The 23,484-nt window shown below is 63.3% G+C and carries 26 protein-coding genes; 16 read left to right on the top strand and 10 right to left on the bottom strand.

What is annotated here, in order from left to right; genetic code table 11:
- Positions 1 to 494: flagellar biosynthetic protein FliO (locus tag WCE35_RS05050; RefSeq protein WP_424592244.1), on the bottom strand; the 494-nt coding region annotated here is incomplete at its 3' end.
- A 386-nt stretch (positions 495 to 880) separates the two neighbouring features.
- On the opposite strand from WCE35_RS05050, the gene flgB reads away from it, so the two are divergent.
- The 6 genes from flgB to flhB all read left to right on the top strand — a co-directional run bounded on the left by flgB (position 881) and on the right by flhB (position 4,487).
- Positions 881 to 1,291, top strand: coding sequence for a flagellar basal body rod protein FlgB (gene flgB / locus WCE35_RS05045; RefSeq protein WP_424592243.1), 411 nt, complete (start codon positions 881 to 883; stop codon positions 1,289 to 1,291).
- Between the two features lie 26 nt (positions 1,292 to 1,317).
- Entirely contained in the window at positions 1,318 to 1,743 is a 426-nt protein-coding gene (flgC, locus tag WCE35_RS05040; protein WP_424592242.1) for a flagellar basal body rod protein FlgC, read from the top strand.
- A gap of 17 nt (positions 1,744 to 1,760) precedes the next feature.
- Positions 1,761 to 2,069, top strand: a complete 309-nt coding sequence (gene fliE / locus WCE35_RS05035; RefSeq protein ID WP_424592241.1) for a flagellar hook-basal body complex protein FliE — start codon at positions 1,761 to 1,763, stop codon at positions 2,067 to 2,069.
- A gap of 138 nt (positions 2,070 to 2,207) precedes the next feature.
- Positions 2,208 to 2,471 (top strand): flagellar biosynthesis protein FliQ, encoded by a 264-nt coding sequence (gene fliQ / locus WCE35_RS05030; RefSeq protein ID WP_424592240.1) that lies wholly within the window; start codon positions 2,208 to 2,210, stop codon positions 2,469 to 2,471.
- Between the two features lie 161 nt (positions 2,472 to 2,632).
- On the top strand, positions 2,633 to 3,403 hold the full coding sequence (gene fliR, locus WCE35_RS05025; RefSeq protein ID WP_424592239.1) for a flagellar biosynthetic protein FliR: 771 nt from the start codon (positions 2,633 to 2,635) through the stop codon (positions 3,401 to 3,403).
- Positions 3,404 to 3,413: 10 nt separating this feature from the next.
- Complete coding sequence (gene flhB / locus WCE35_RS05020; protein ID WP_424592238.1) at positions 3,414 to 4,487, top strand: flagellar biosynthesis protein FlhB; 1,074 nt, start codon at positions 3,414 to 3,416, stop codon at positions 4,485 to 4,487.
- Positions 4,488 to 4,540: 53 nt separating this feature from the next.
- Here flhB and WCE35_RS05015 read toward each other — a convergent pair whose 3' ends face one another.
- From WCE35_RS05015 to WCE35_RS05005, 3 genes are all read right to left on the bottom strand, one after another.
- Positions 4,541 to 7,735 (bottom strand): efflux RND transporter permease subunit, encoded by a 3,195-nt coding sequence (locus tag WCE35_RS05015; RefSeq protein WP_424592237.1) that lies wholly within the window; start codon positions 7,733 to 7,735, stop codon positions 4,541 to 4,543.
- A 9-nt stretch (positions 7,736 to 7,744) separates the two neighbouring features.
- A complete protein-coding gene (locus tag WCE35_RS05010; protein ID WP_424592236.1) occupies positions 7,745 to 8,911 on the bottom strand; it encodes an efflux RND transporter periplasmic adaptor subunit in 1,167 nt (388 codons plus the stop codon).
- Between the two features lie 130 nt (positions 8,912 to 9,041).
- Complete coding sequence (locus tag WCE35_RS05005) at positions 9,042 to 9,410, bottom strand: ferrichrome ABC transporter substrate-binding protein (protein ID WP_424592235.1); 369 nt, start codon at positions 9,408 to 9,410, stop codon at positions 9,042 to 9,044.
- A gap of 755 nt (positions 9,411 to 10,165) precedes the next feature.
- On the opposite strand from WCE35_RS05005, the gene cckA reads away from it, so the two are divergent.
- From cckA to WCE35_RS04985, 4 genes are all read left to right on the top strand, one after another.
- Positions 10,166 to 12,718 carry a cell cycle histidine kinase CckA gene (cckA, locus tag WCE35_RS05000; protein ID WP_424592234.1) on the top strand — a complete coding sequence of 851 codons (2,553 nt, stop codon included), beginning with the start codon at positions 10,166 to 10,168 and terminating at the stop codon, positions 12,716 to 12,718.
- A gap of 285 nt (positions 12,719 to 13,003) precedes the next feature.
- Positions 13,004 to 13,963: a Tim44 domain-containing protein gene (locus tag WCE35_RS04995; protein WP_424592233.1), complete on the top strand. Its 960-nt coding sequence runs from the start codon at positions 13,004 to 13,006 to the stop codon at positions 13,961 to 13,963.
- A gap of 157 nt (positions 13,964 to 14,120) precedes the next feature.
- Positions 14,121 to 14,789, top strand: coding sequence for a lectin (locus tag WCE35_RS04990; protein ID WP_424592245.1), 669 nt, complete (start codon positions 14,121 to 14,123; stop codon positions 14,787 to 14,789).
- Positions 14,790 to 14,869: 80 nt separating this feature from the next.
- Positions 14,870 to 15,577: a glutathione S-transferase gene (locus tag WCE35_RS04985; RefSeq protein ID WP_424592232.1), complete on the top strand. Its 708-nt coding sequence runs from the start codon at positions 14,870 to 14,872 to the stop codon at positions 15,575 to 15,577.
- Positions 15,578 to 15,799: 222 nt separating this feature from the next.
- Here WCE35_RS04985 and WCE35_RS04980 read toward each other — a convergent pair whose 3' ends face one another.
- The gene (locus tag WCE35_RS04980) at positions 15,800 to 16,159 is read right to left on the bottom strand and encodes a GFA family protein (RefSeq protein WP_424592231.1); all 360 of its coding nucleotides are present in this window, start codon (positions 16,157 to 16,159) and stop codon (positions 15,800 to 15,802) included.
- 32 nt (positions 16,160 to 16,191) lie between these two features.
- The gene (locus WCE35_RS04975; RefSeq protein WP_424592230.1) at positions 16,192 to 16,674 is read right to left on the bottom strand and encodes a hypothetical protein; all 483 of its coding nucleotides are present in this window, start codon (positions 16,672 to 16,674) and stop codon (positions 16,192 to 16,194) included.
- Between the two features lie 108 nt (positions 16,675 to 16,782).
- Here WCE35_RS04975 and WCE35_RS04970 point away from each other — a divergent pair, with 108 nt between their 5' ends.
- The 4 genes from WCE35_RS04970 to WCE35_RS04955 all read left to right on the top strand — a co-directional run bounded on the left by WCE35_RS04970 (position 16,783) and on the right by WCE35_RS04955 (position 19,442).
- Complete coding sequence (locus WCE35_RS04970) at positions 16,783 to 17,025, top strand: hypothetical protein (protein ID WP_424592229.1); 243 nt, start codon at positions 16,783 to 16,785, stop codon at positions 17,023 to 17,025.
- A gap of 112 nt (positions 17,026 to 17,137) precedes the next feature.
- Positions 17,138 to 17,359, top strand: a complete 222-nt coding sequence (locus WCE35_RS04965; protein WP_424592228.1) for a hypothetical protein — start codon at positions 17,138 to 17,140, stop codon at positions 17,357 to 17,359.
- Between the two features lie 6 nt (positions 17,360 to 17,365).
- Positions 17,366 to 17,659 carry a type II toxin-antitoxin system RelE/ParE family toxin gene (locus tag WCE35_RS04960; protein WP_424592227.1) on the top strand — a complete coding sequence of 98 codons (294 nt, stop codon included), beginning with the start codon at positions 17,366 to 17,368 and terminating at the stop codon, positions 17,657 to 17,659.
- Positions 17,660 to 17,774: 115 nt separating this feature from the next.
- Positions 17,775 to 19,442 carry a fumarate hydratase gene (locus WCE35_RS04955; protein ID WP_424592226.1) on the top strand — a complete coding sequence of 556 codons (1,668 nt, stop codon included), beginning with the start codon at positions 17,775 to 17,777 and terminating at the stop codon, positions 19,440 to 19,442.
- 190 nt (positions 19,443 to 19,632) lie between these two features.
- On the opposite strand, the gene WCE35_RS04950 is transcribed toward WCE35_RS04955, so the two are convergent.
- From WCE35_RS04950 to WCE35_RS04940, 3 genes are all read right to left on the bottom strand, one after another.
- The gene (locus WCE35_RS04950; RefSeq protein WP_424592225.1) at positions 19,633 to 19,929 is read right to left on the bottom strand and encodes a hypothetical protein; all 297 of its coding nucleotides are present in this window, start codon (positions 19,927 to 19,929) and stop codon (positions 19,633 to 19,635) included.
- Positions 19,930 to 20,029: 100 nt separating this feature from the next.
- The gene (locus WCE35_RS04945) at positions 20,030 to 20,581 is read right to left on the bottom strand and encodes an inner membrane-spanning protein YciB (protein ID WP_424592224.1); all 552 of its coding nucleotides are present in this window, start codon (positions 20,579 to 20,581) and stop codon (positions 20,030 to 20,032) included.
- 24 nt (positions 20,582 to 20,605) lie between these two features.
- Positions 20,606 to 21,184 carry a hypothetical protein gene (locus WCE35_RS04940; RefSeq protein ID WP_424592223.1) on the bottom strand — a complete coding sequence of 193 codons (579 nt, stop codon included), beginning with the start codon at positions 21,182 to 21,184 and terminating at the stop codon, positions 20,606 to 20,608.
- A 110-nt stretch (positions 21,185 to 21,294) separates the two neighbouring features.
- Between WCE35_RS04940 and WCE35_RS04935 the strand changes: the two genes are divergently transcribed.
- Both WCE35_RS04935 and WCE35_RS04930 read left to right on the top strand, forming a co-directional pair.
- Entirely contained in the window at positions 21,295 to 22,026 is a 732-nt protein-coding gene (locus WCE35_RS04935; RefSeq protein ID WP_424592222.1) for a TetR/AcrR family transcriptional regulator, read from the top strand.
- 205 nt (positions 22,027 to 22,231) lie between these two features.
- Positions 22,232 to 22,912, top strand: a complete 681-nt coding sequence (locus WCE35_RS04930) for an SET domain-containing protein (RefSeq protein ID WP_424592221.1) — start codon at positions 22,232 to 22,234, stop codon at positions 22,910 to 22,912.
- On the opposite strand, the gene WCE35_RS04925 is transcribed toward WCE35_RS04930, so the two are convergent.
- Positions 22,909 to 23,307, bottom strand: a complete 399-nt coding sequence (locus WCE35_RS04925) for a hypothetical protein (RefSeq protein WP_424592220.1) — start codon at positions 23,305 to 23,307, stop codon at positions 22,909 to 22,911. The genes WCE35_RS04930 and WCE35_RS04925 overlap by 4 nt on opposite strands.
- Positions 23,308 to 23,484 lie beyond the last annotated feature (177 nt).

The raw sequence follows: 23,484 nt of genomic DNA, 5'->3' as shown, positions 1-23,484 counted from the left end.
CCCATCGGCTCCGGCGTAAAACCGGTCAACGGATCGCCGCGGCGCTCCGGCACAGGCGGCGCCTGGCGGCGGACTTCGTCGGCGAAAGAGGGCCGCGCCTGGCGTGGCGGCGGTTCGGGCATGTGCGGCTCGGCGTGATGACCGAACATGTCGGCCCTGGCACTGTCGCCATCGGCCGGGCTGGCGTCGGGGCGCGGGGCGATCCGCGGCGGCGGTTGATCGCGGGCCGGCATCGCCCGCACGATATTTGTTTCGACGACGATGTCGCTCGGGCCGCCGATCATCAGCAGATGTTCGACATTGTCCCGCCGCACCAGCACCAGACGGCGGCGGCCATCGACCGCGGCGGCGTCGATCACCGCCAGCCGCGGCATCCGTCCGCGATTGGTAGTGGCGCCGAGACGGTTGGTGGCGAAGCGGCGAACCAGCCAGGCGAAGACGCCGATCAGCGCCAGAACGGCTATGAACGCGAAGAGGAATGTAAGTGTCTGCATACTCTGGTCCCCGGCCATCAGGCCTAGCTCACATGCGGGCTTCGACCAATGCGGTCATGACAGCCAAGCGTCCGCCGGCGAATCACGCCCGAGAATCGGCCTTATTCCTTAATTCCCCACGGCAAAGAATGCCGCCCGCATGATTAATAGACCAAGAATCGCTTGGTCCAAAACGACTTCTGAGCGCCGCAGGCCGCATCGGCCTTGGCTGGTTAACGCAGCTTTCGTGGCAAAAATGCGCTCGTACTCCCGGTCGGACCTCAGAACCGGCGTCAACGCCGGTTCCGTCCATGGCCCGAGGCCGCGATCTTAACCGGCCGTTAACCATACACCGGGCAAATTCTGCCTACCACTGATGCCCCAGAGGTTAACGCGGAGCGGTGACGATGCCCATCAACGATCTTCCGATCCTGTCGGCGCTGCGCAGCAAAATGCAGTGGCACCAGGAGCGCCAGCGCCTGCTTGCCGAAAATATCTCCAACTCCGACACGCCGAACTTCAAGCCGCGCGACCTGGTCGAGCCGAAGTTCGACACCAGCGGCGGTGCGGTCGGCGGATCGATGGGTTCGCTGGCGATGATGCGCACCAGCACCGGCCATCTCGCGACCTCGGGCGGCGGCCAAAACTTCAACCATGACGGCGGCAGGAGCGGATTCCAGACGCGGCCCGCCGGCAACGCCGTCAACCTCGAGGACCAGATGCTGAAGGTCTCGGCCAACCAGATGGATTATGCGGCAGCGACCTCGCTCTACAGCAAGAGCCTCGGGCTTCTCAAAACCGCGATCGGAAGGCGCTGAGGCGCGCTCGTCAAGGAGACCGGATCATGGCAGACGACGGAAGCGATTTCGCCCGCTCGATGAGCATCGCGACCTCCGGCCTGCGCGCGCAGGCCGGGCGGATGCGGGTGATATCGGAAAATATCGCCAACGCGGATTCGACGGCGCAGACCTCGGCCGGCGATCCCTATCGCCGCAAGGTGCCGACCTTTTCCTCCACGCTCGACCGCGCGCTGGATGCCCGGGTGGTGGCGCTCGGCAAGGTCCGGCCCGACCAGTCGGCGTTCCGCGTCAAATACGAACCGGGCAATCCGGCGGCGGACGCGGCCGGCAATGTCAAATATCCCAACGTCAATCCACTGGTCGAAATGACCGATATGCGCGAGGCGCAGCGGTCCTACGAGGCGAACCTCAACATCATCAGCGCCACGCGCCGCATGATCCAGCGCACGCTCGACATCCTCAAGGCCTGAACAAGGGATTTTAAGCCATGGCTTCACCCACCGTCGCAGCCAACGCCTACGCCAGTCTCGCCCGCATGATGGAATCCGGCGGCGCGGAGAAGGGCGGCCAGACCGGCGGCCCGTCCTTCAGTGCGCTGCTCAAGGACGCCGTCGGAAGCGTGCTGGAGGCGGGCAGGAAATCCGACGCCCAGACCATGGCGATGACGTCGGGCAAGGCCAACGTGATGGACGTGGTGACAGCGGTGGCGGAAACCGACGTCGCGGTCTCGACGCTGGTCTCGGTGCGCGACCGGGTGATCCAGGCCTACGAGGACATCATGAAGATGCCGATCTGACGCCGCCGTCATTCCGGGGCGATGCGAAGCATCGAACTACGATGTGCAATTGCACATCGGAGAATCTCGAGATTCCGGGTCTGGTCCTTCGGACCATCCCGGAAATGACGAAACCAGTTAGAGCGCGAGATAGAGCAAATGACCGGAGCTGAAACCCTCGACGTGGCGCGCGATGCGATCTGGACCATCGTCGTGGTGTCGTCGCCGCTGATGGTGGTCGGCCTTGTGGTCGGCGTCGTGGTGTCGCTGTTCCAGGCGCTGACGCAGATTCAGGAACAGACGCTGATCTTCGTGCCGAAAATACTGGCGATCTTCGTCACCCTTTTGCTGGCGCTGCCGTTCATGGCGGACTTGCTGCACTCTCACATGATGCGGATATCGTCGCGAATCATCGGCGGTTGATGCATGGGTGTCCCGGCTCCGGCATTGGCGTCCGGCGGCATGCCGCCCGGCTTGCCAATGTCAGAACTGAAGGGCCTCCGGCAAGAGCCGGATTTCATTACGTTTTTTGGATCAAAGCGATGCGGATGCCAATGTCAAATCCGCCACACGGTGCCTAGCACATGCGCGTCGATATTTCCCTGCTGCCGGCGCTTGCTGCGACCTTCATGCTGGTATTCGCCCGCATCGGGGCGATGGTGATGCTGTTGCCGGGGTTTGGCGAGAGCAATATCCCGGTTCGCATCAAGCTCGCGATCGCGCTGCTGCTGACCCTGATCATCCTGCCGCTGCACCGCTCGGCCTACCAGATCGACATGTCGTCAATGACATCGCTGCTGATCCTGATGCTCCATGAGATCGTCATCGGCATCGTGCTTGGCGCCACCGCGCGGGTCACGCTGTCGGCGCTGGCGGTGGCGGGTTCGGTGATCGCCCAGCAGCTTGGCCTCGGATTTGTCACCGCGGTCGATCCGACCCAGGGCCAGCAGGGACTTCTGATCGGCAACTTCCTGACCATCCTCGGCATGGCGCTGCTGTTTGCCACCGACAGCCACTACCTCGTCATCGCCGCGCTCAACGAGAGTTACCGGATTTTTTCGCCGGGCGAGCTTCTGCCGAGCGGCGATGTCGCAGCGCTGGCCACCCGCGCCTTCGCGGCCGCGTTCAAGATCGGCATGCAGCTTTCGGCGCCATTTCTGGTGTTCGGCCTCGTCTTCAATATCGGGCTTGGCGTGCTGGCGCGGCTGATGCCGCAGATGCAGGTCTATTTCGTCGGCGTGCCGCTGTCGATCCTCGCCGGCTTCCTGATTCTCGCCTTCGTCATATCGGCGATGATGGGAACCTATCTCGAATACTTCACCGGCGTCATGCGAGAGCTGACGCCGCTGCAATAGGGAAGCCGCGATGGCCGACGATATCGACGACAAGACCGAAGACCCGACGCAAAAACGCCTGGACGATGCGCATGCGCGCGGCGACGTCGCCAAGAGCCAGGAAGTCAACACCTGGTTCGTGATATCAGGCGGCACGCTTGTGTTGTCGACCTTCTCGGGATCGATCGGCGGCGGCATCCTGTCGCCGATGCGCAACCTGATCGCCAATTGCTGGATGGTCCACACCGACGGCGCCGCCCTGCTGGCGCTGGGGAATTCGCTTGGCTATGCCGTGCTCGCCGCCGTCGGCGTGCCGCTGTTGATGCTGATGCTGGCCGCGATCGCCGGCAACATGATCCAGCACCGGCTGGTGTGGTCGGCGGAATCGCTGAAGCCGAAATTCAGCAAGGTATCGCCGGGCGCCGGCCTCAAGCGCATCTTCGGCAAGCAGGCGGCGGCCAATTTCGGCAAGGGGCTGTTCAAGCTGATCGCGCTGGGTGCGGTGATCATGGCGGTGCTCTGGCCCGAGCGCCACCGGCTGGAATCGTTCCTGCGGTTCGATCCCGACGCGATCCTTGCCGTCACCACCGGCCTGACGCTGCATCTGATGACCGCGGTGGTCGCGATGCTGGCGGCGGTCGCCATCGCCGATTATCTGTTCCAGTACCGGCAGTGGTACGAGCGGCAGAAGATGTCGCTGCAGGAGATCAAGGACGAGTTCAAGCAGTCCGAAGGCGACCCCCATATCAAGGGCCGGATCAGGCAGTTGCGCCAGCAGCGCATGAAGAAGCGGATGATGGCCGCGGTCCCCAGGGCCTCCGTGATCATCACCAACCCGACCCACTATTCGGTCGCGCTGTCCTACGACCGTGGCATGGCGGCGCCGGTCTGCGTCGCCAAGGGCGTCGACACCATCGCGCTCAAGATCAGGGAAGTCGCCAGGGCGCACGATATCCCGATCGTGGAGAACGTGCCGCTGGCGCGCGCGCTGTATGCTACCGTCGATATCGACGACGAAATTCCGGTCGAGCATTATCACGCGGTCGCCGAGATCATCGGCTATGTCATGGGTCTGAAACGCGGGCTTTCGGGCCGGCGGGATTGAGCCTCGCCCGAAGTTCTGACCGTATCGCCGCCGAACCGCTCCACGGCGCGTCATCATTCGGCGGCCCTCCGCACGGCATCGAGGTGGACCGCTTCGTTCGGCCGCTTGGGGCCAAACAAGGCGTACAGCGCCGGCAACACGAACAACGTAAGCAGGGTGGCGCTGATAAGGCCGCCGATGACGACAGTGGCGATCGGCTTTTGGACTTCCGCCCCGGTGCCGGTCGCCAACGCCATCGGGACGAAACCCAGCGACGCGACCAGCGCCGTCATGGCGACCGGCCGCAGCCGGGTCAGCGCTCCTTCATAAATGGCGTCCATTTTCTCATGGCCTTGCGTCATCAATTGCTTGATGAATGTGAGCATCACCAAGCCATTGAGGACTGCGATCCCCGACAGGGCGATGAAGCCCACCGCCGCCGAGACGGAAAACGGGATGCCGCGCAGCCAGAGCGCGAGCACGCCGCCCGTCAAGGCGAGCGGCACGGCGCTGAACACCAGCAGGGCATCGCGTGCCGAGCCGAGTGCGCTCATCAGCAGCAGGAAGATCACCACGAAGCAGGCGGGGACAACGATCGACAACCGCCGGCGAGCTGCCTCCAGATTCTCGAACTGTCCTCCCCAATTCATCCAGTAGCCGGCCGGCAGCTTCACCTGTGCATCGATTTGCGCGCGCGCCTCGTTCACCACGGAGGCGATGTCGCGATCGCGCACGTTGGCGGTCACCACGACCCGGCGCTTGCCGTTTTCGCGGCTGACCTGGTTGGGACCTTCGCCAAGTGAGAGAACCGCCACCTGGCCCAAGGGAATTGTCAAGGATACGGCGCCGGTTGTGGGAAGCGATACCGGCAGGCTTTTCAAGGCATCGAGGTCGTTGCGGATCGTCTCGGGCAACCGCACCACAATCTCAAAATACCGGTCACCTTCAAACACGACGCCCGCATCCCGCCCACCGATCGCCGTGCCGATAACCTCTTGCACCGCCGTCAGGTTGAGCCCTCGCCGGGCGATCTCCGCCTTGTCCACCGTGATATCCAGAATGGAAAGACCCCTGGCTTGTTCGACTTTGACATCCTTGGCGCCCCTGGTGGACCTCAGGATGCTCGCGACCTGATCGGCGGCGCGAAGCAAGGGCTCGAATTCATCGCCAAAGACCTTGACCGCCACGTCGCCGCGCACGCCTGCCAGCAGTTCATTGAAACGCATTTGAATCGGTTGGGTGAACTCGTAATTGTTGCCGGGCAGCTCACGCACGGCTGCTTCGATTTGTTCGAGCAGGGCTTCTTTCGTGAGGTCTGGATCGGGCCATTGATCGCGAGGCTTGAATATAATGAAGGTATCGGCGGCGTTAGGCGGCATCGGGTCCGATGCAATCTCGGCCGTACCGGTTTTTGAGAACACAAAGGCGACCTGCGGCAATGCGCTGACGGTCTTTTCGACGTCAATTTGCATGGCTTGCGACTGCGCCAGGCTTGTGCTTGGAATCCGCAGGGCGTGCATGGCCACATTTTTCTCGTCCAGGGTCGGGATGAACTCCTGGCCCAGCTGGAAGAACACCAGCAAGGCGAGGGCGAATAATAAAGCCGCACCTGCTATCGCCGGCAGCGGGTGTTTGATCGAGCGCTCAAGCAACGGCGCATAGGACGTCTTCAATCGTCGGATAATCCAGTTGTCTCCTTCGGAGACGCGGCGGGTAATGAATATGGCAACCAGCGCCGGCACGAAGGTCAGCGAGAGTACGAACGCCGCGCCCAGGGCGAGGATGACCGTCAGCGCCATCGGCTCGAACATTTTGCCTTCAAGCCCGCCGAAGGTCAGCAGCGGCACATAGACGATGATGATGATGGCTTGGCCGTATGCACTCGGACCTATCATCTCTTCCGCAGCCGCCTGTACCGTTTGCAGGCGCTCCGAGATGGAAAGGGGGCGGCCCGATGCCGCTTGGCGCTCGGCCATGTGCCGTAACGTGTTTTCAGCAATGATCACTGCGCCATCGACAATCAGGCCGAAGTCGAGTGCGCCAAGGCTCATCAGGTTTGCGCTGATCCGCCCCTGCAACATTCCGGTTGCCGTCATCAGCATGGCGACAGGGATTACGAGTGCGGTAATGAACGCCGCGCGGAAGTTGCCGAGTAAAAGGAACAACACGAAGATCACCAAAAGAGCGCCTTCGCCGAGGTTGGTGGCGACCGTCTTCACCGTGGCATCCACAAGCTGGGTTCGGTTAAGCACGGTTTGGATTTCGACGCCGGCGGGCAGCGTGCGACGCACCTGGTCAATTTTGGCATGGACAGCAGCAGCCACGGTCCGGCTGTTGCTGCCAATCAGCATGAGCGCCGTGCCGACAACAACTTCGTGGCCGTTTTCGCTGGCGCTGCCGGTTCGGATTTCACCGCCGATCGCCACTTGGGCAACGTCGCGGACACGGACGGGTACCGAACCGCGGGTGCTAACGACAACGTCGGCAATGTCGGTGAGCTTCTCAAGCCTTCCACCGGTACGAACGGCGATCCCCTCGCCGTTGCGCTCGATGACGCTGGCACCGCGACTGACGTTGTTGGCTTCAATAGCGCGAGCGACGTCCCCGAAGGACAGGCCGAGTGAAATCAGCCGCAAGGGATCAGGCTGGACCTGGTACTGCTTGACGTAGCCGCCGATAGAATCAACCCCCGCTACGCCCGTGACGCTTCTGACCTGCGGCCGGACGATCCAGTCTTGCACTGTGCGCAAATAAGCCGCACGTTCCACTTCCGTATTGAGCCGTTCGCCTTCGGGTGTGACGTAAGCGCCAGCATCGGGCGGCGTTGGCGCAAAGCTGATCGACCACATGTAGATTTCGCCAAGGCCGGTCGAGATTGGTCCCATCTTCGGCTCGACCCCGCGCGGCAGGTTCGGGCGCAGTTCCAGCAGTCTTTCGCTCACTTGCTGGCGCGCGAAATAGATGTCGGTCTTTTCGCTGAATACGGCTGTCACCTGGGAAAATCCGTTGCGGGAAATCGACCTTGTGTTGTCAAGACCGGGTATCCCGGCAAGCACGGTCTCAATGCGGAACGTCACCTGTTTTTCGATCTCGACCGGCGACAACGCAGGCGCAGTGGTGTTGACCTGGACTTGCTTGTTGGTGATGTCGGGAACTGCATCGATGGGAAGCCGGATCAATGACCACACGCCCAGCACCACCGCACCAAGGCTGAGCAGCACCACAACCCAGCGGAGCCGAATGGATAAAGCGAGGACGCGACTGATCATGATGGCCTCCTAGTCTTCATGCTCGACCTCGGCCTTGCCGAGATCAGCCTTGAGGATGAAGCTGTTGGCAGTCGCAATGTGCTCGCCAGCCGCCAAGCCGGAGGTAACTTCGACCAGACGCGCATCCTGCCGGCCGATGGACACCCTGCGTGCCTCAAAGCCGTCGGCCGTGCGGACAAACACGACGGTATCGCCCTTGAGGGATTGCAACGCCGCCTTGGGCACCACGGCAGAGGCGGCCGCTTCATCCGTCGGGATCTCCGCCGTGATGAATGAACCCGGCCGCCATTTGAGCGCGGCGTTATCGACAGAGGCGACCACGCGGGCCGCGCGCGTATCCTTGTCGAGCAGCGGGCTGACGAACATGATGGTCGCAGGCGACGGCTCAGCGCCCGAACCTGCCGCGATGGTGATTTGTTGGCCCTCGCGGATACTCGCCAGGTCGGAAGATGGTACTGCAAGCTCGGCCCATACCACGTTCAAATTGACGATGACGAAAAGCTCGCTTTCCTGTCCTTCACGGCCAACCAGCGAGCCAAGTTCGACGCGGCGTTCCGCAACACGCCCGGCAATCGGCGCCTTCAACTCCTGCCGTCGCAGCGTCTCGACCGGCTGTTGAGGCAAGGCTTCAATTTGTTCGGCGGTGAGGCTGAGCGCAAACAGCTTTTGGCGGGCGATCTCGATCTTGACGCGCGCATCTTCAAAGGTGGTACGCGCCCGCAGGAAGTCGTTTTCGCTGAGGACCTTCCCCTCAAACAGCCTGGTTGAGCGATTGAACAAGGTCTGCTGCAGGTCGAACACCAGCCGCGTGGCCAGGTATTCGCTCTTGGCGTCGGCCACCTCGCGGCTTTCAATCACCGCGACAACTTCGCCCGCCTGCACGGTATCACCCAACCGCTTGCGCAACTCCGCCACCGTGCCCAGCAATCGCACGGCGACGCGGGCGATGTGGTCGCCGCTTGGCACGATGGACCCGGGCACCGTGATGCGTTTGCTCAGCATGCCGCCTTGCACTTCACTGACAGCGAACTTGCCCGCGCCTACCTGCTTCTCGCTGAGCTTTATGGTCGTCTCATCGTGTTTTTCTTCGCCGGCAGCGGGTTTTTCGTCGTGAGCCGCGAGAGGAAAAGCTACGCCGAGCACCAGCACAGCCGCCAGCAACCAGATTCTGACCATTGCAAATATCCCGTGACGAGCCTTGACCGCCCGTGACTTCGCCAAACCGTTCTTGAATGCATATTTGAGCCGTCGCGTTGCCTTTGGCGGCAACGGGACATGCAGCGGGCCCAAGTGCCGCGTGCGAGGTTCAGGCGCGGGGTGGTTTGAACGGGGGAAGTCCGCCAAGCGCAGCAGGAAATTGCTCCTGGCCAGACCTTGGTGCTCGTGCGACCAGGTCAGCCGGAGTCACCACGGCTGCCATGTACAGGTCTGTTACGTGCGAAAGACAATGGCCGCTATGACACGGCAGCAGTTGCTCGGGGGTGTCCTTCGTAGAGCCTTGGTCGATTTTCATCGCCAAGGTCGTCGCCTTGGCGCTGTTGAAACCAAGATCGCCAGCGCAATGGATCAACGAAACCAGCAGACCAAGCGTCAGCAACAGGGCGAACGGCAATCGGCCAAGCCGGCCTGCGGTCGTTGCTCCTGCCACGGATTCGTTAACTTGCGTCATAGCCATTCCAGTGAACGCCCCTCAGCCGGCGTTTTCAAGGCCCCATAACATCAAGGCCCCATACATTAAACAATCTGACCAGGCAGGGCATGGCGAACGGCATTCCGGTCGCGGATAAGGTCACTTTCCAACCCAAAATCGGCATGGATTTCGGATAATCAGAAATTTGGGGGCCTTGCAAGATCAAAGGGTATTGGAACTCGTTCTCGGTGAGGTTCCAGAATGCTCGAATGCTGGTTACTAAATGACATTATGCCGGAAAGGTACCGACGTGACGGAATTCACGGCCCTCCCGAGATCTGAAAAAGCTCTGTGAGGTTGAACCGTTGATGCCTTACGGCGAAAGGAAAATGAGAACCAATAGCGCTGCGCCGATCCTTTCAGAGGCTTGGTCAGAGGCTTGGCGACGTAGGAGGATCGAGCGTTCTGTTGATGACCCATATGAACTGGTTCAGCGCAGAAGCGGGAAAGCCGACGCAGAGAGGGCGGCAAAGGAAAAGCCAAGGCTTCCGGGATTGTGAAGGGCTTCCGGGAGTATGAAAGGCTTCCGGGAGTATGAATATGAAAGAGGCCGCCAAACCGAAGCGCGGGCTTTCGGGCCGGCAGGATTGAGCCCTGAAACATGCCGGAAACGCCCGCCATCAACGAAATAAGCGCCTGATGGACTTGCGCTTGCGGGGCCGATTCAGGCACTCAGGAACGGCGTGCCTGCCGACCGGCAGCGCGCGTCATCCTAATGCCGACAGGCCGCGTCCCCTGATATGACCGCCGGAACCGACCACGATCCGCCACCCGAGCCGTTCACGGCCCCCGAGCCGGCGCGGCGGGGCGGCAGCATCGTTCTGGTGCTGCTGGTGGCCGCCGGCATCGTGGCGGTCGCGCTCGCGCTGATGACCATCGGCCGCTCCGAGGCGCAGCCTTATATCCTTGGCGTGCTGGCGCTGCTGGCGACGGCCGGACTGTTCAACCTGTTCGCGTTCGCCGCCGGCATCATCCGTTTCACCGATCGCACCGCCGACGATTCCGTGATCGGCCGCATCGCCGATCAGGCCTATGACGGGCTGGCGGTCACCGACCCCAGGGGCCATGTGGTCTATTCCAATGCCGCCTATCTCGCGCTGACGGGGGTTGCGAGCGCGCAGGAAGTGCGTCCGGTCGAGCGCGTCTTCATCGGCAATCCCGACGTGTCGGAAGCGGTGTTCCGCCTGCTCAAGGCGGCGCGCGAGGGCAAGCGGCAGCAGGAAGAGGTCCGCATCGCAGGCACCGACGGCGCGCATGGCCGCTGGCTCAGGATGCGGGTCCGCCCGCTCGGCCGGGGCAAGCGCGAGGCCAGATATGCGGTGTGGTCGATCGCCGACATCACCCGCGACCGCGAGCGCCAGGAGGACGTGTTCAAGGAATTGCAGCACGCGATCGAATATCTCGATCACGCGCCCTGCGGCTTCTTCTCGGTCAATTCCGCCGGCGACATCGTCTATGTCAACGCGACATTGGCGAACTGGCTCGACCACGACCTCGCCGAGATCGGATCGGGCGGCCTGAGGCTGACCGATATCGTCTCGGGCGACGGCGCGTCGCTTCTGACCTCGATCATGGCGGCGCCCGGCGAAGTCAGGACCGAGGTGTTCGACATCGACCTGCGGATGCGCGGCGGCAAGACCATGCCGGTGCGGCTCTATCACAAGCTGGCATTCGGCGCCGATGGCGTACCCGGCGCCTCGCGCACGCTGGTGATCAGCCGCGCGCGCGACGAGCATTCCGATCCGGAGCGCGCCGCCGAAGTTCGCTTCATGCGCTTCTTCGACCATACCCCGATGGCGATCGCGACGGTGGACCGCGCCGGCACCGTGGTGCGCGCCAACGCGCGCTACGCCAAGCTGGCGCAAAATCTCAGTCCCGACGGCGCCGCCGGCAAGTCGATTTTCCGAACCGTCAACGCCCGCGACCGCGGCCTGCTGATCGCGGCGATCAACCAGGCGGCCGAAGGGCAGGGCGACATCGCGCCGGTCGAGGCCATGCTCGACGGCGCCAGGGAGCGCTGGGGCCAGTTCTTCGTCACCGCGGTCGAGGAGGGCGAGCGCGAAACCGAGACCGCCATCGTCTACCTGCTGGAGACCACCGAGCGGCGCGCGCTCGAGAACCAGATCAACCAGTCGCAGAAGATGGACATGGTCGGCCAGCTCGCCGGCGGCATTGCGCACGACTTCAACAACGTGCTGTCGGCCATCATGATGGCGAACGATTTCCTGCTCAACGCGCACAAGCCGACCGATCCGTCGTTCCAGGATATCATGCAGATCAAGCAGAACGCGACCCGCGCGGCGACGCTGGTGCGGCAGCTGCTGGCGTTCTCGCGCCGCCAGACCCTGCGGCCGCAGGTGCTCGACCTCGGCGACGCCCTGTCCGATCTGACCATGCTGTTGCGCCGCCTGATCGGCGAGAAGGTCAAGCTCGACCTCGTGCACGGCCGCGACCTCTGGCCGGTCAAGGTCGACGTCTCGCAATTCGAGCAGGTAGTGGTCAATCTCGCGGTCAACGCCCGCGATGCGATGCCCGAGGGCGGCAAGCTGACGGTGAAGACCGCCAATTTGACCGCGGAGCAGGCCGCGCTGCTGTCCTACAAGGGCATGCCGGCGGCGGACTATGTGCGGATCGACATCTCGGATACCGGCACCGGCATTCCCGCCGATATCGTCGACAAGATTTTCGAGCCGTTTTTCTCGACCAAGGAAGTCGGCAAGGGCACCGGCCTTGGCCTGTCGACGGTCTATGGCATCGTCAAGCAGACCGGCGGCTTCGTCTATGTCGACTCCGAGCCGGGCCAGGGCACCTCGTTCCGCATCTTCCTGCCGCGGCATCGGCCGGAGCAGGATGTGGCGGCCGAGCCGCACGCCGCCAGGGACGCGCCGGCCGAGCCGCCGAAGCCGCGCGCCGATCTGACCGGGCAGGGCACCATCCTGCTGGTCGAAGACGAGGAGGGCCTGCGTTCGCTGAACGCGCGCGGCCTGCGCTCGCGCGGCTACAGCGTGATCGAAGCCTCCAACGGCATCGAGGCGATGGAAGCGCTGGAGGAAAAGAACGGCGCGGTCGACCTCGTCGTCTCGGACGTGGTGATGCCGGAAATGGACGGCCCGACGCTGCTGAAGGAAATGCGCAGCCGCAATCCCGACCTCAAGATCATCTTCGTCTCGGGCTACGCCGAAGATGCCTTCGAAAAGAGCCTGCCCGAAAACGAGCAGTTCGCCTTCCTGCCAAAGCCGTTCACGCTCACCCAACTGGTCGCCGCGGTGAAGGAAACCATGACGCCGTCGTGACCGACCCTGGTGTCCCGGACGCGTTGCAGGGTCTCTTGACCAGAGCCGCGGGACCTGGCTGGCCGTATGGACCCCGGATCAACGGCGCACCGCATAGCGCGTCGAAGACGCGCGTGAACGCGCTTTTGGCGCTGCGCGGCATCCGGGGAACGCCAGTGATTAAGGGGTGGTATCGCCATCCCCGCGACCGAGAGCCGCAGCCGCTCCCCCCGATAATGGCTTCACTTTTGGGCGGGCCTGCCCATCTTAAGGGCGCTTCCCCATGCCGGGGACTGAGGAAAAAACATGAATTTCTCGCAGCATAGGCGTGGAATCGTTCGGGCGATCGCCGTCGTGATGTCGCTGGCGCTCCCCCTGGTGATCGCGATTTCGTCGGCTGACGCCCGTATCGGCGGCGGCGGCAGCTCGGGTTCCCGGGGGACGCGGACCTTTTCCGCGCCGCCGAGCACGACTACGGCGCCCGGAACCGCGCAACCCTTCAACCGCACCTTTGCCCAACCGGGCAGCCCGGGCGCTCCGGCAGCGACCGGCGGCTTCTTCAACCGGCCTGGAATGGGCATGCTGGGCGGTCTCGCCGCGGGCTTCCTCGGCGCCGGCCTGCTCGGCATGCTGTTCGGCGGCGGAATGTTTTCGGGCCTCGGCGGGCTGTCGTCGATCCTTGGCCTGATGCTGCAGATCGGCTTGATCATCATCGTGGTGCGGCTGGCGATGTCATGGTGGCAGCGCCGCCACGCGCCGGCGTCGGCCTATGCCGGACCAGCGCCCGGGGCCGCAGCCAGCCCCGGCGCGCAACCGAGTTTTCGCTCCGGAATGGGCTTTGGGCTCGGCTCCGGCAGCGCCCCGCTGGAAATCCTGCCCGCCGACTACGAAGCCTTCGAGCTGCTCCTGGGCGAGATCCAGGCGGCCTGGTCGAACGAGGACATCGCGAAACTGCACACGCTCGCGACGCCCGAAATGGTCTCCTATTTCAGCAAAGACCTCGAGGAGAACAAGGCCCGCAACCAGGTCAACAAGGTTTCCGGCACCAAACTGCTGCAGGGCGACCTCGCCGAAGCCTGGCGCGAAGGCGATACCGACTTCGCCAGCGTGGCGATGCGCTTCTCGCTGGTCGACCAGACGCTCGATCGCACCAGCGGCCGGCTGGTCGCGGGCAGCGAGCAGCCGACCGAAGTGACCGAAGTCTGGACCTTCCTGCGGGCGCGCGGCGGCAATTGGGAACTCTCGGCGATCCAGCAGACCAGCTGATCGTTCGCAAACGATGACGAAAGGCGCCACGGTTGATTCCGCGGCGCCTTTTTTCGTCTTCATTTCGCCGTCGCGGAGTTGGAATATTGCTTTCCGCGCTGTGGTGGACGTCAGCAAGCCAAGAAACGATCGGGAGGATTCGATGACATTCGCGAAGATGATCTCGCCTGCGAGCCTTGCCCTTGCTTTATCGTTCGCCGTTTTCGCCGCGCCGGGCGCGCAGGCGCAATCGCCCGACACCGGTTTCTTTCTGACCGGCAATGGCATTGGCAATGGCGGCAATCTCGGCGGCCTGGCCGGCGCCGATAATCACTGCCAGACGCTGGCGCAGGCCGCGGGCGCCGGCGGCAAAACCTGGCGCGCCTACCTATCGACGCAGGCCGCCGACGGCGCGCCCGCCGTCAACGCGCGCGACCGCATCGGCAAGGGGCCGTGGAAGAATTCGAAGGGCGTCGTGGTCGCCAAGGACCTCACTGAGCTGCACAGCGCCGGCAACAATCTGACCAAGCCGACCGCGCTCAGCGAAAAGGGCGAGGTCATCAACGGCCGTGGCGATACGCCGAACCGCCACGACGTGCTGACGGGATCGCAGCCGGACGGCACGGCATTTTCGGCCGGCGAAGACCGCACCTGCAAGAACTGGACGAGCAGCACGCAAGGCACGGCGATCGTCGGGCATTCCGACCGCATCGGCCTGCGCGACGACGACGCGTCGAAATCGTGGAACTCTTCGCATCCCTCGCGCGGGCCGGACGGCGGCTGCTCGCAGGCCGACCTCAGGAGCACCGGGGGCGATGGCCTGTTTTACTGCTTCGCGGCGAACTAAGCTTCCATCGCCGTGTCGCGGCTTCTCCGCAAGGCGCCGCAACCGCGGCGGCTGCCGCGCGTCCGGTTGAAGGATTGTTCATGCGCTATCAACTCTATTACTGGCCGGGCATTCAGGGCCGCGGTGAATATGTCCGCCTGGCGCTGGAAGAGGCCGGCGCGGATTACGCCGATGTGGCCCGTGCCGGCAGCGGCATGGCCGCGATGATGAACATGATGGAAGCGCACAAGGGAACGCCGCCCTTCGCGCCGCCGTTCCTGAAAGCCGGAAACCTCGTAATCGGGCAGACCGCCAACATCCTGCTGTATCTGGGATCGCGCCACGGCCTCGCGCCGAAGGCCGAAGCCGGAAAATTGTGGGTGCATCAGTTGCAGCTCACCATCGCCGATCTGGTGCAGGAAATCCACGATACCCATCACCCGCTCGGACCGTCGCTGTATTACGAGGACCAGCGTCAGCCGGCGAGGAAGCGCACGGAGGAGTTCTGGAATGAACGGGTGCCGAAATATCTCGGTTACTTCGAGCGGCTGTTACAGGACAATGGCGGCACTTACCTCACCGGCCGTCGGCTGACCTATGCCGACCTGTCGCTGTTCCAGATCGTCGAAGGGCTGCGCTACGCATTTCCCAAGCGCATGAAAGGCTTCGAGGGGAAAATTCCTGGTCTGGTCGAGCTGCGCGACCGCGTCGCCGCGCGGCCGAACATCAAGGCTTATCTCGAAAGCCGCCGCCGCATCGCCTTCAACGAGGAAGGAATCTTCCGCCACTACAAGGCGCTGGATCTGTGATCCCGTCATTCCCCGATGTGCAATTGCACATCGTGGATGCGCCACCGAACTCGGGGTTTACCCGAGTTCGGCAATATCATTGTCCAAGTCGGCAACAGCCGACTTGGATGCGCCGGCCCGGAATCCTCTGCCAACCGACATTTGGGGTTATGGATTCTCTGATGTGCAATTGCACGTCATAGCTCGCGCGTCGCGCGCCTCGGAATGACGGCTCTGATGAAGCTACCGGTTCCGCCCGTCGATCGGCGTCATCGAAACCTCCGACAGCTCGATGCCGTCGATGCAGCTCACATTCAGCGCCACCACCTCGGTGCCGTCGGGCTTCTTGCCGCGGGCGAACACGTCGACGCCGCAGTCGATGCAGAGCTGGTGGCGGATCGCATGCTTGTTGAACAGATATTCGCGCAGATTGTCCGCGCCGGCGCGGAGCTGAAAGCTCGTCGGTGCCACGAAGGCGAAGTGCAGGCCCTTCTTGGTGCAGATCGAGCAGTTGCACGCCGTCACCATGGCGAGATCGGTGGTGCATTCGAACCGGACCATGCCGCAATGGCAGCCGCCGGTATAGGTCTTGCTATCAGGCATGGTTTCCCCTCATCAGATTCCCGGCGGCCGCGTCATTCGTCCTTGCCGCGGGTGATCGCGATCGACGCCTCGGTCTTGGTGCGCGTGCATTCCATGTCGAGCCGGCGGTAGCGCATGGCGACCCGGTCGCCGCGGAAGATCCCCATGCGATTGAGGCAGCGCGTCGCGCCGGTCAGCGTGACGTCCTTCGGCACGGTGAAGATGATCGCGGCCACGGAGCCGACCAGCGTGAAAAATTCCGGCTTCGGCTTGCGGTCACCCTTGGCATAGAGCTCGTTGGAATAATTGCGGCCGCGGCAGCCGAGCGAAAGCTCTTTCGCCGCCGGGTGCGACAGATAGATGATGTTGGCGGCGGTGATGCCGACCTTGAGGCCGTCGATCTGGCCGGCGAGCTGCTTGGCGATGTCGTCGCAGCGGTCGGCGCGGGCCGGGGAGACGGCGAGCAGCGCGAGGGCGGCGGCGAGCGCGGCCGACCGGACCAGCGAAACGAGGTATGTGCGCCGTGTTTTCGTCATAAATACCCCCCGCGGTATTGAAACGCGCGCGAAAGGTTCATGCAAGGTCTGCCGGACCGCGTCAATATGGTCTGGGACGGCGCCCGGGGCGAAAGGGAAAGGCGATCCATGAAAAAGCCAACGGTTAAATACGGCAAGGGCGAGATCGGCCGGGTCAGGATCGTCGAGGATTTTTTGCCGCCTCCGGACAGGCTGGTGCTGCGCGAGGATAATGTGAAGGTGACGCTGAGCCTGTCGCAGCGCTCGGTGGCGTTCTTCAAGCGTGCCGCGCGGCAACGCCGGGTGCCTTATCAGCGCATGATCCGCGCGCTGGTGGACGCCTATGCGGAAAAGCAGGAAGGCAAGGGGTGAGGAGATTCGTCGGCGCTGGCGGGATACGCCTCGGTATTTTCGTCCAGGCGCCGGAAGGATTTCGCTGCGAGTAGATAGTGATTTACTGCGCCGGGCGTGCTAGATTACCTTTATGACAAAGCTCCTCGAACAAGTCTTGCGCCAGATCGAACAACTGTCGGAAGGCGAGCAGGACGCTGCCGCGGGCGCACTGCTCGATTATGTCAAGCATAGGCGCGACATGCGTTTAACCGACGAGCAGGTGGCCGAGGTTCGCCGCCGCAGGGCCGATCCCAATCGCAAGCTGATATCTCACGCCGAGGCACGCGAGCGCATCGAGCGCCTCGGGTCGTAACAGCAAATGAAGCTAGTCTTCGATGATCAGGCGATTTCTGATCTCGAGAACATCTTCAACTGGATTGCCCAAGATAGCCCGGCTACCGCCAAAATCGTAACCGACCGGCTGTTCAGCAGCATCGAATTGTTGGTCTCGTTTCCGCGTATTGGCCACGTCGGTAGAGATTCTAAAACGTTCGAGTGGGTGGTACCGCGCTTGCCGTACGTGGTGGTCTACGAGGTCGATCGGGCTCAAGAGTGCGTTGTGGTGACGGCTGTATTTCATAGCGCTCAGGACCGCCAGGGCGAGGAAAGCTGAGGCGTGTTTCCGACGCCTTCCCCTCTGAATTTCCCTTTGCTTATCCCCGTCAAGCTCACTTCCCTTTGCATCAAAAGTGCTTAGAACGGTTCAATACCCAACCCGCGAGCCCGCCATGAACGCCCCCACCGCCTTTCCCGAACCAAAGCCCGTTCCGCCCTACCGGCACACCCCGCTGTTTCCGCTTGGGCCGGACACCACGCCGTACAAGAAGATCACGGCCGAGGGCGTGCGGGTCGAGAAGGTGTTGGGCCGCGACATGCTGGTGGTGTCGCGCGAGGCGCTGCGGGCGCTGTCGGAGGCTGCGTTCGGCGACATCAACCATTATTTGCGGCCGGGGCATCTGAAGCAATTGCGCGCGATCCTCGACGACAAGGAGGCCAGCGACAACGACAAGTTCGTCGCCTTCGACTTCCTGAAGAACGCCAATATCGCCGCCGGCGGGGTGCTGCCGATGTGCCAGGATACCGGCACCGCGATCATCATGGGCAAGAAAGGCTGCAACGTCCTCACCGACGGCGACGACGAGGCCGCGCTGTCGGAAGGTGCGCGCGACGCCTATCTGCGCCGCAACCTGCGCTATTCGCAGGTGGCGCCGCTGTCGATGTATGAGGAAAAGAACACCGCCAACAACATGCCGGCGCAGTGCGAGATCTACGCCGAGGGTGGCTCTTTGGAAATAGACCTGGCCTACAAGTTCATGTTCATGGCCAAGGGCGGCGGAAGCGCCAACAAGAGCTTTCTGTTCCAGGCCACGCCCTCGGTCTTGACCAAGGATCGCCTGCTGGCGTTCCTGAAGGAAAAGGTGCTCACCCTCGGCACCGCGGCATGCCCGCCCTATCATCTCGCCATCGTGATCGGCGGCACCTCGGCCGAGCTCTGCATGAAGACGGTGAAGCTCGCCTCGGCGCGCTATCTCGATGCGCTGCCGACCCACGGCTCGGCGGACGGCAACGCCTTCCGCGACCTGGAGATGGAGCAGGAAATCCTGAAAATGACCCAGTCGCTCGGCGTCGGCGCGCAGTTCGGCGGCAAATATTTCTGCCATGACGTCCGCGTGATCCGGATGCCGCGCCACGGCGCCTCGCTGCCGATCGGACTCGGCGTCTCCTGCGCGGCGGACCGCCAGGTGCTGGGCAAGATCACCAAAGACGGCGTCTATCTCGAGGAGCTCGAGCACAACCCGGCGCAATATCTGCCGGCGGTGGAGCAGTCGCTCGGCGGCGAGGTGGTGAAGATCGATCTCAACCGGCCGATGAAGGAAATTCAGGCGACGCTCTCAAGACATCCGATCAAGACCCGGCTGTCGCTGTCGGGCACCATGATCGTGGCGCGCGATTCCGCCCACGCCAAATTGCGCGAGCGGCTGGAAAAGGGCGAGCCGCTGCCGGACTATTTCAAGGATCATCCGGTGTATTACGCCGGCCCCGCCAAGACGCCGGACGGCTACGCCTCCGGCGCGTTCGGCCCGACCACCGCGGGGCGGATGGACAGTTTCGTCGACCAGTTCCAGGCGGCCGGCGGATCGATGGTGATGGTGGCAAAGGGCAACCGCGCGGCCGCGGTGCGCGAGGCCTGCAAGAAGCACAGCGGCTTCTATCTCGGCTCGATCGGAGGGGCCGCGGCGAACCTCGCCGAGCACTGCATCAAGAAGGTCGAGGTGGTGGAATATCCCGAACTCGGCATGGAAGCGATCTGGCGCATCGAGGTGGTGGATTTTCCGGCCTTCATCATCATCGACGACAAGGGCAACGATTTCTTCAAGGAGTTGAATCTGGGGTGAGGGGGACTGCGTTCCCCGGATGCTGCGCAGCGCGCCGCTCTTGCACTCGGGTCCGCGCTGTGCGCGGCCCGAGCACAGGCTCCGTGGTGCGCTGCTGATCCGGGGTCAATGTCGCCGAATTCCGGGTGGGTGCCGGCTCTGCGGCGCAGCGTGAAGAACGCTGCACCGCGTCCGGGACACGAGATCGCGCTTACGCCCGTGTCCCCGTGAACGGGAAACTGCCCATCGGGCCGATGCCCATTTCGCCGGACATGCCGTCGCCCGACACCTTGCCGGAGAATTCAAGCGTCAGCGGCATCGGGTTGGTGATCGAGATCTTCCAGGCCACGTCGTCGCCGCTCACCGTGCCGTCGAAGATTTCACCGGAATTGCCGTCGGCGCCCTGGGTGCCGGTCAGCGTGCCGCCCGCGCTCTTCAGGGTCAGCGTCGCCTTGCGCTCGCCCATCGGCGTGGTCATGGTGATGTTCCAGTTTCCGTCAACGGCCATCATGCGTCTCCCTCGCTATTCCCCAGCCAACCGGAATGGTTCTGAGTTCGTAAGCTCCGCCCGCGATATAGCCCATCTCGCGGCGCAAGCCTAATCGTGTTCAGGCGCGGGCGGCGCGGATGCGGCTGGTGACCAGGAGGCGAAAGCCGACATATTGCACGGCGAAGGCTGCGAGCTTGGCTCCGATCAGCACCACCGACACATAGAACGCCCACAGCTTGAGATCGCCGGTCGAGGCCACGGCGATGGTGCCCAAGCCGAGCACAAACATCAGCGCCGCCCAAGCGTAGCCTGCGATGGTGACATAGTCCGGGATGGTTTCGGTCACGATCGGGGGCAGATAGCGCAGCATCCAGCCGCGCTTCAGCATGATGGCGCCGATCGCAAAATGCGCGATCGAGGGTTTTGCCAGCACGAAACGCGGGTCGTGGGTCAGGAGCGTCGCGCCGCCGAGCACAATGACGAGGGCGAGGGACGCCCAAGTCATGAAGCCGAGCGGCTCCCCCTTGACGCGGGAATAGACCACCTGGCCGACCGCGCCGGCAATTGCCACCGATGTTGCCAGCACCACGTTGTCGGTCGCGAGGTAGATGACCAGAAACACGATGGTGGAGAAAAAATCGGTGCCGAGTTTGGCGAACACGTCTTTCATCGTGATGTTTCCCTGTTGGATATCCTAGCGCGTGCCGGGCAGCGCGCCCGCCGGCGGCGTGCCGTACTTCGCCTTGCGGTACTCCGGATACCATCTGGTGAAATAGACCGCGCAGTTGCGGGCGGCAAACGCGATCAGCAATCCCGACCACAGCGGCAGGCCCGGCACATAGAGCAGCGCCGCATTGCCGAGCATCATCAGCAGCGCCGCGCCGGTCCAGGCCCAGGTGATCATGTAATTCGCGCGCACGAAACCGGGCAGCCGCGCCGTCTCGGCATCGACCATCTCGACCGCATATTGCAGCGTGAAGGGACGGCGGATCGCGATCGACAGCAGCGAGACCGCGAAGATGCCGGTATCGACCGCAAACTTCACCGCCGCCGTACTCAGGCCGGGATCGGCCAGCGCGACATAGCCGCCGACCGCCGAAAACACCATCACCGAGCCGGCGCCGAGGATCTTGACCGAACGGCCGCGCATGACGTCCAGCACGATCACGGCCAGGCAGATCGCGGCGGCGGCGAACAGGCTGACGGCGGCCGAGGTCACCAGCATCAGCAAGGCGAAAGCGCCATAGGGAGCAAGGATCAGGAAAATCGTCATGGCAGCCTCATTGGGCCAATCTTTACACCGTAAAGATAAGCTAGGGGCGGGAGCGGGAGTCGTCAAGCAGAATCTTTACGGTGTAAAAATACCGACCTATAAGGATTCGCATGACGAGAAAACCAGGAGAAAACAAGGCCGCCCGTTCCGCAACGGCCGGTCTCCACCGATCTGCGAGGGCGACTGCCGCAAGGCCCGCCAGCCGGCGGCGCCGGCCGGGCGACGATTCTCCCTATCATCACGGCGCGTTGCGCGACGCCTTGCTCGCGGCCGCCGAGCGGGTGCTGGAGCGCGACGGACTTGCCGGCCTGACGCTGCGCGCGGTGGCGCGCGAGGCCGGCGTCTCGCATGCCGCGCCGACCCATCATTTCGGCGATCTCACCGGGCTCGTCAGCGAACTCGCCGCGATCGGTTTTCGGCAGTTCAACGAAGCCATGGCGGCGGCCGGTGCCACCGGCACCATGCCGCTGGAAAAGGCGATGGCGCGCGCAAAAGCCTATGTCGCCTATGCGCAGGCGCATCCCGGCATGTACGGACTGATGTTCCGCACCGAGCGGCTGGATTATTCGCGGCCCTCGCTGCATGAGGCGGCCGCGGCCTCGTTCGCGGGGCTGGCCGGCGCGATCGGCGCCAGCCGCAGGGAACCGATTTCCGAGACATCGCTGTCGCTGGACCAGGCCGCGGCCATCGCGCGCGCCTGGTCGCTGGTGCATGGTTTTACCATGCTGCTGCTCGACGGCCGGCTGTCCGACATCCTGCACCGTTTGCCTGAGGGGACCGACGCGGAGATGCTGCTGGATGCCATGCTGCGTTCGACGGTCGGCCGCCCGGGGGGGCCGTAATTCAGCGCCGCGCCAGATCGACGGCGCGGCCGCCTTCACCCATCTTGCCGTTCATGGTTGGATAATCTCGATATTTCAGACGTGCGCAATCTGGGGAAGGTTCAAGGATCGCGCGCGAAACACCTGACATTGCCGCGGAATCGTCCTAGAAAGACGACCTCGCGATCCCGTCACCAATCACTAGCGTGTCAGCTTTCCCATCCCCATGCCTGCCATTCCCTCGAATAAACCTTACCGCGTCGGCCGTTCCCGCACCGGGCTTGGCCTCTTCGCCACCAAACCGATCAAGAAGGGCACCAAAATAGTCAGATATTTTGGGCCGCTGCTCGATTCCAAAAAGAAAAAAGACGACGCGATCGAGAACAAATATCTGTTCGAGCTCAACAGCCGCTGGACCATCGACGGCTCGGTGCGCGCAAACGTCGCCCGCTATATCAACCACGCCTGCAAGCCGAACGCGGAATCCGACGTCAAACCGCGCAAGCGCAAGGTCTTCATCCGCGCCATCAAGAACATCGAGCCCGGCGAGGAGATCAACTACGATTATGGCACCGACTACTTCAAGGCCTATCTGAAGCCGATCGGCTGCAAATGCGCGGCCTGCGAGAAGAAACGCAGGAAAAAGCGCGCCGAAGCACGGGCGGAGAGGCTGCGCCTGAAGGAAAAGGCGGAGCGAAAGGCGTTGAAAAAGGCCGAAAAGCTCGCTGCCAAGGCCAGGAAACAGGATGGCGCCAAGGCGAACGGCGAGCTCGTGAATGGCAAGCGTGTCAATGGCGCGCACCTGAACGGCAAGAGCCGCTCCATGATTGCCGGAAAGAAATCGGCCGCCGCGGGGCAGAGCGCCTCCGCGGCAGCCGCTCTTCAGGACAACCAGGTCGCGGCTTAGGCCGCCGCCACCCCGCCGCTCCGGCGCAGGCCGATATATTGCAGCTCGGCAAACGCCCCGGTCGCAATCGCCTGAACCAGGATGAACATTGTTCCAAGCAGGTTGGGCGAAACCGCGCCCGACAACAGCAGCGCGATGCTGCCGAGCGTCCACGCCGCATTGCCCGCGATCACGATCAAGACCAGCACTTTTGGCATCGATGGCCTGGTGCCGAGCCAGCCGATCAGCGCGGCATAGACGATCATGAACAGGCCACTGTCGCGCAGCAGCGCTTCGGGCAGGTTCAGCATCGGCGCAAGCATTCCGGCACCGAACGCCTGCAGCAGGCCGGTGAGGCCGCTGACGACGGCGTCGAGCAGGATGGCGCGGCGAAGAAACAGGGATGGGTGGATCATGACGGTTTTCTCCTCTGGTCGCAGGTCCGTTGCTTCACAGGATGATCCCGTCCACGGGCCAATTCCATTACCCCGGACGTAATGGAATGGCTGAAATTCGCATGGTAGGTTTGCGGCCATGAACGCCCATGCATCCACCGCACGCGCCGAGCGATCCCGGCACGCCCATGTCGGGGA

This window comes from Bradyrhizobium sp. (genome assembly GCF_049691595.1).
Taxonomy (GTDB): domain Bacteria; phylum Pseudomonadota; class Alphaproteobacteria; order Rhizobiales; family Xanthobacteraceae; genus Bradyrhizobium.
Note: the sequence above shows the minus strand (reverse complement) of the source record. Positions and strands in the feature narration are given on the sequence as shown.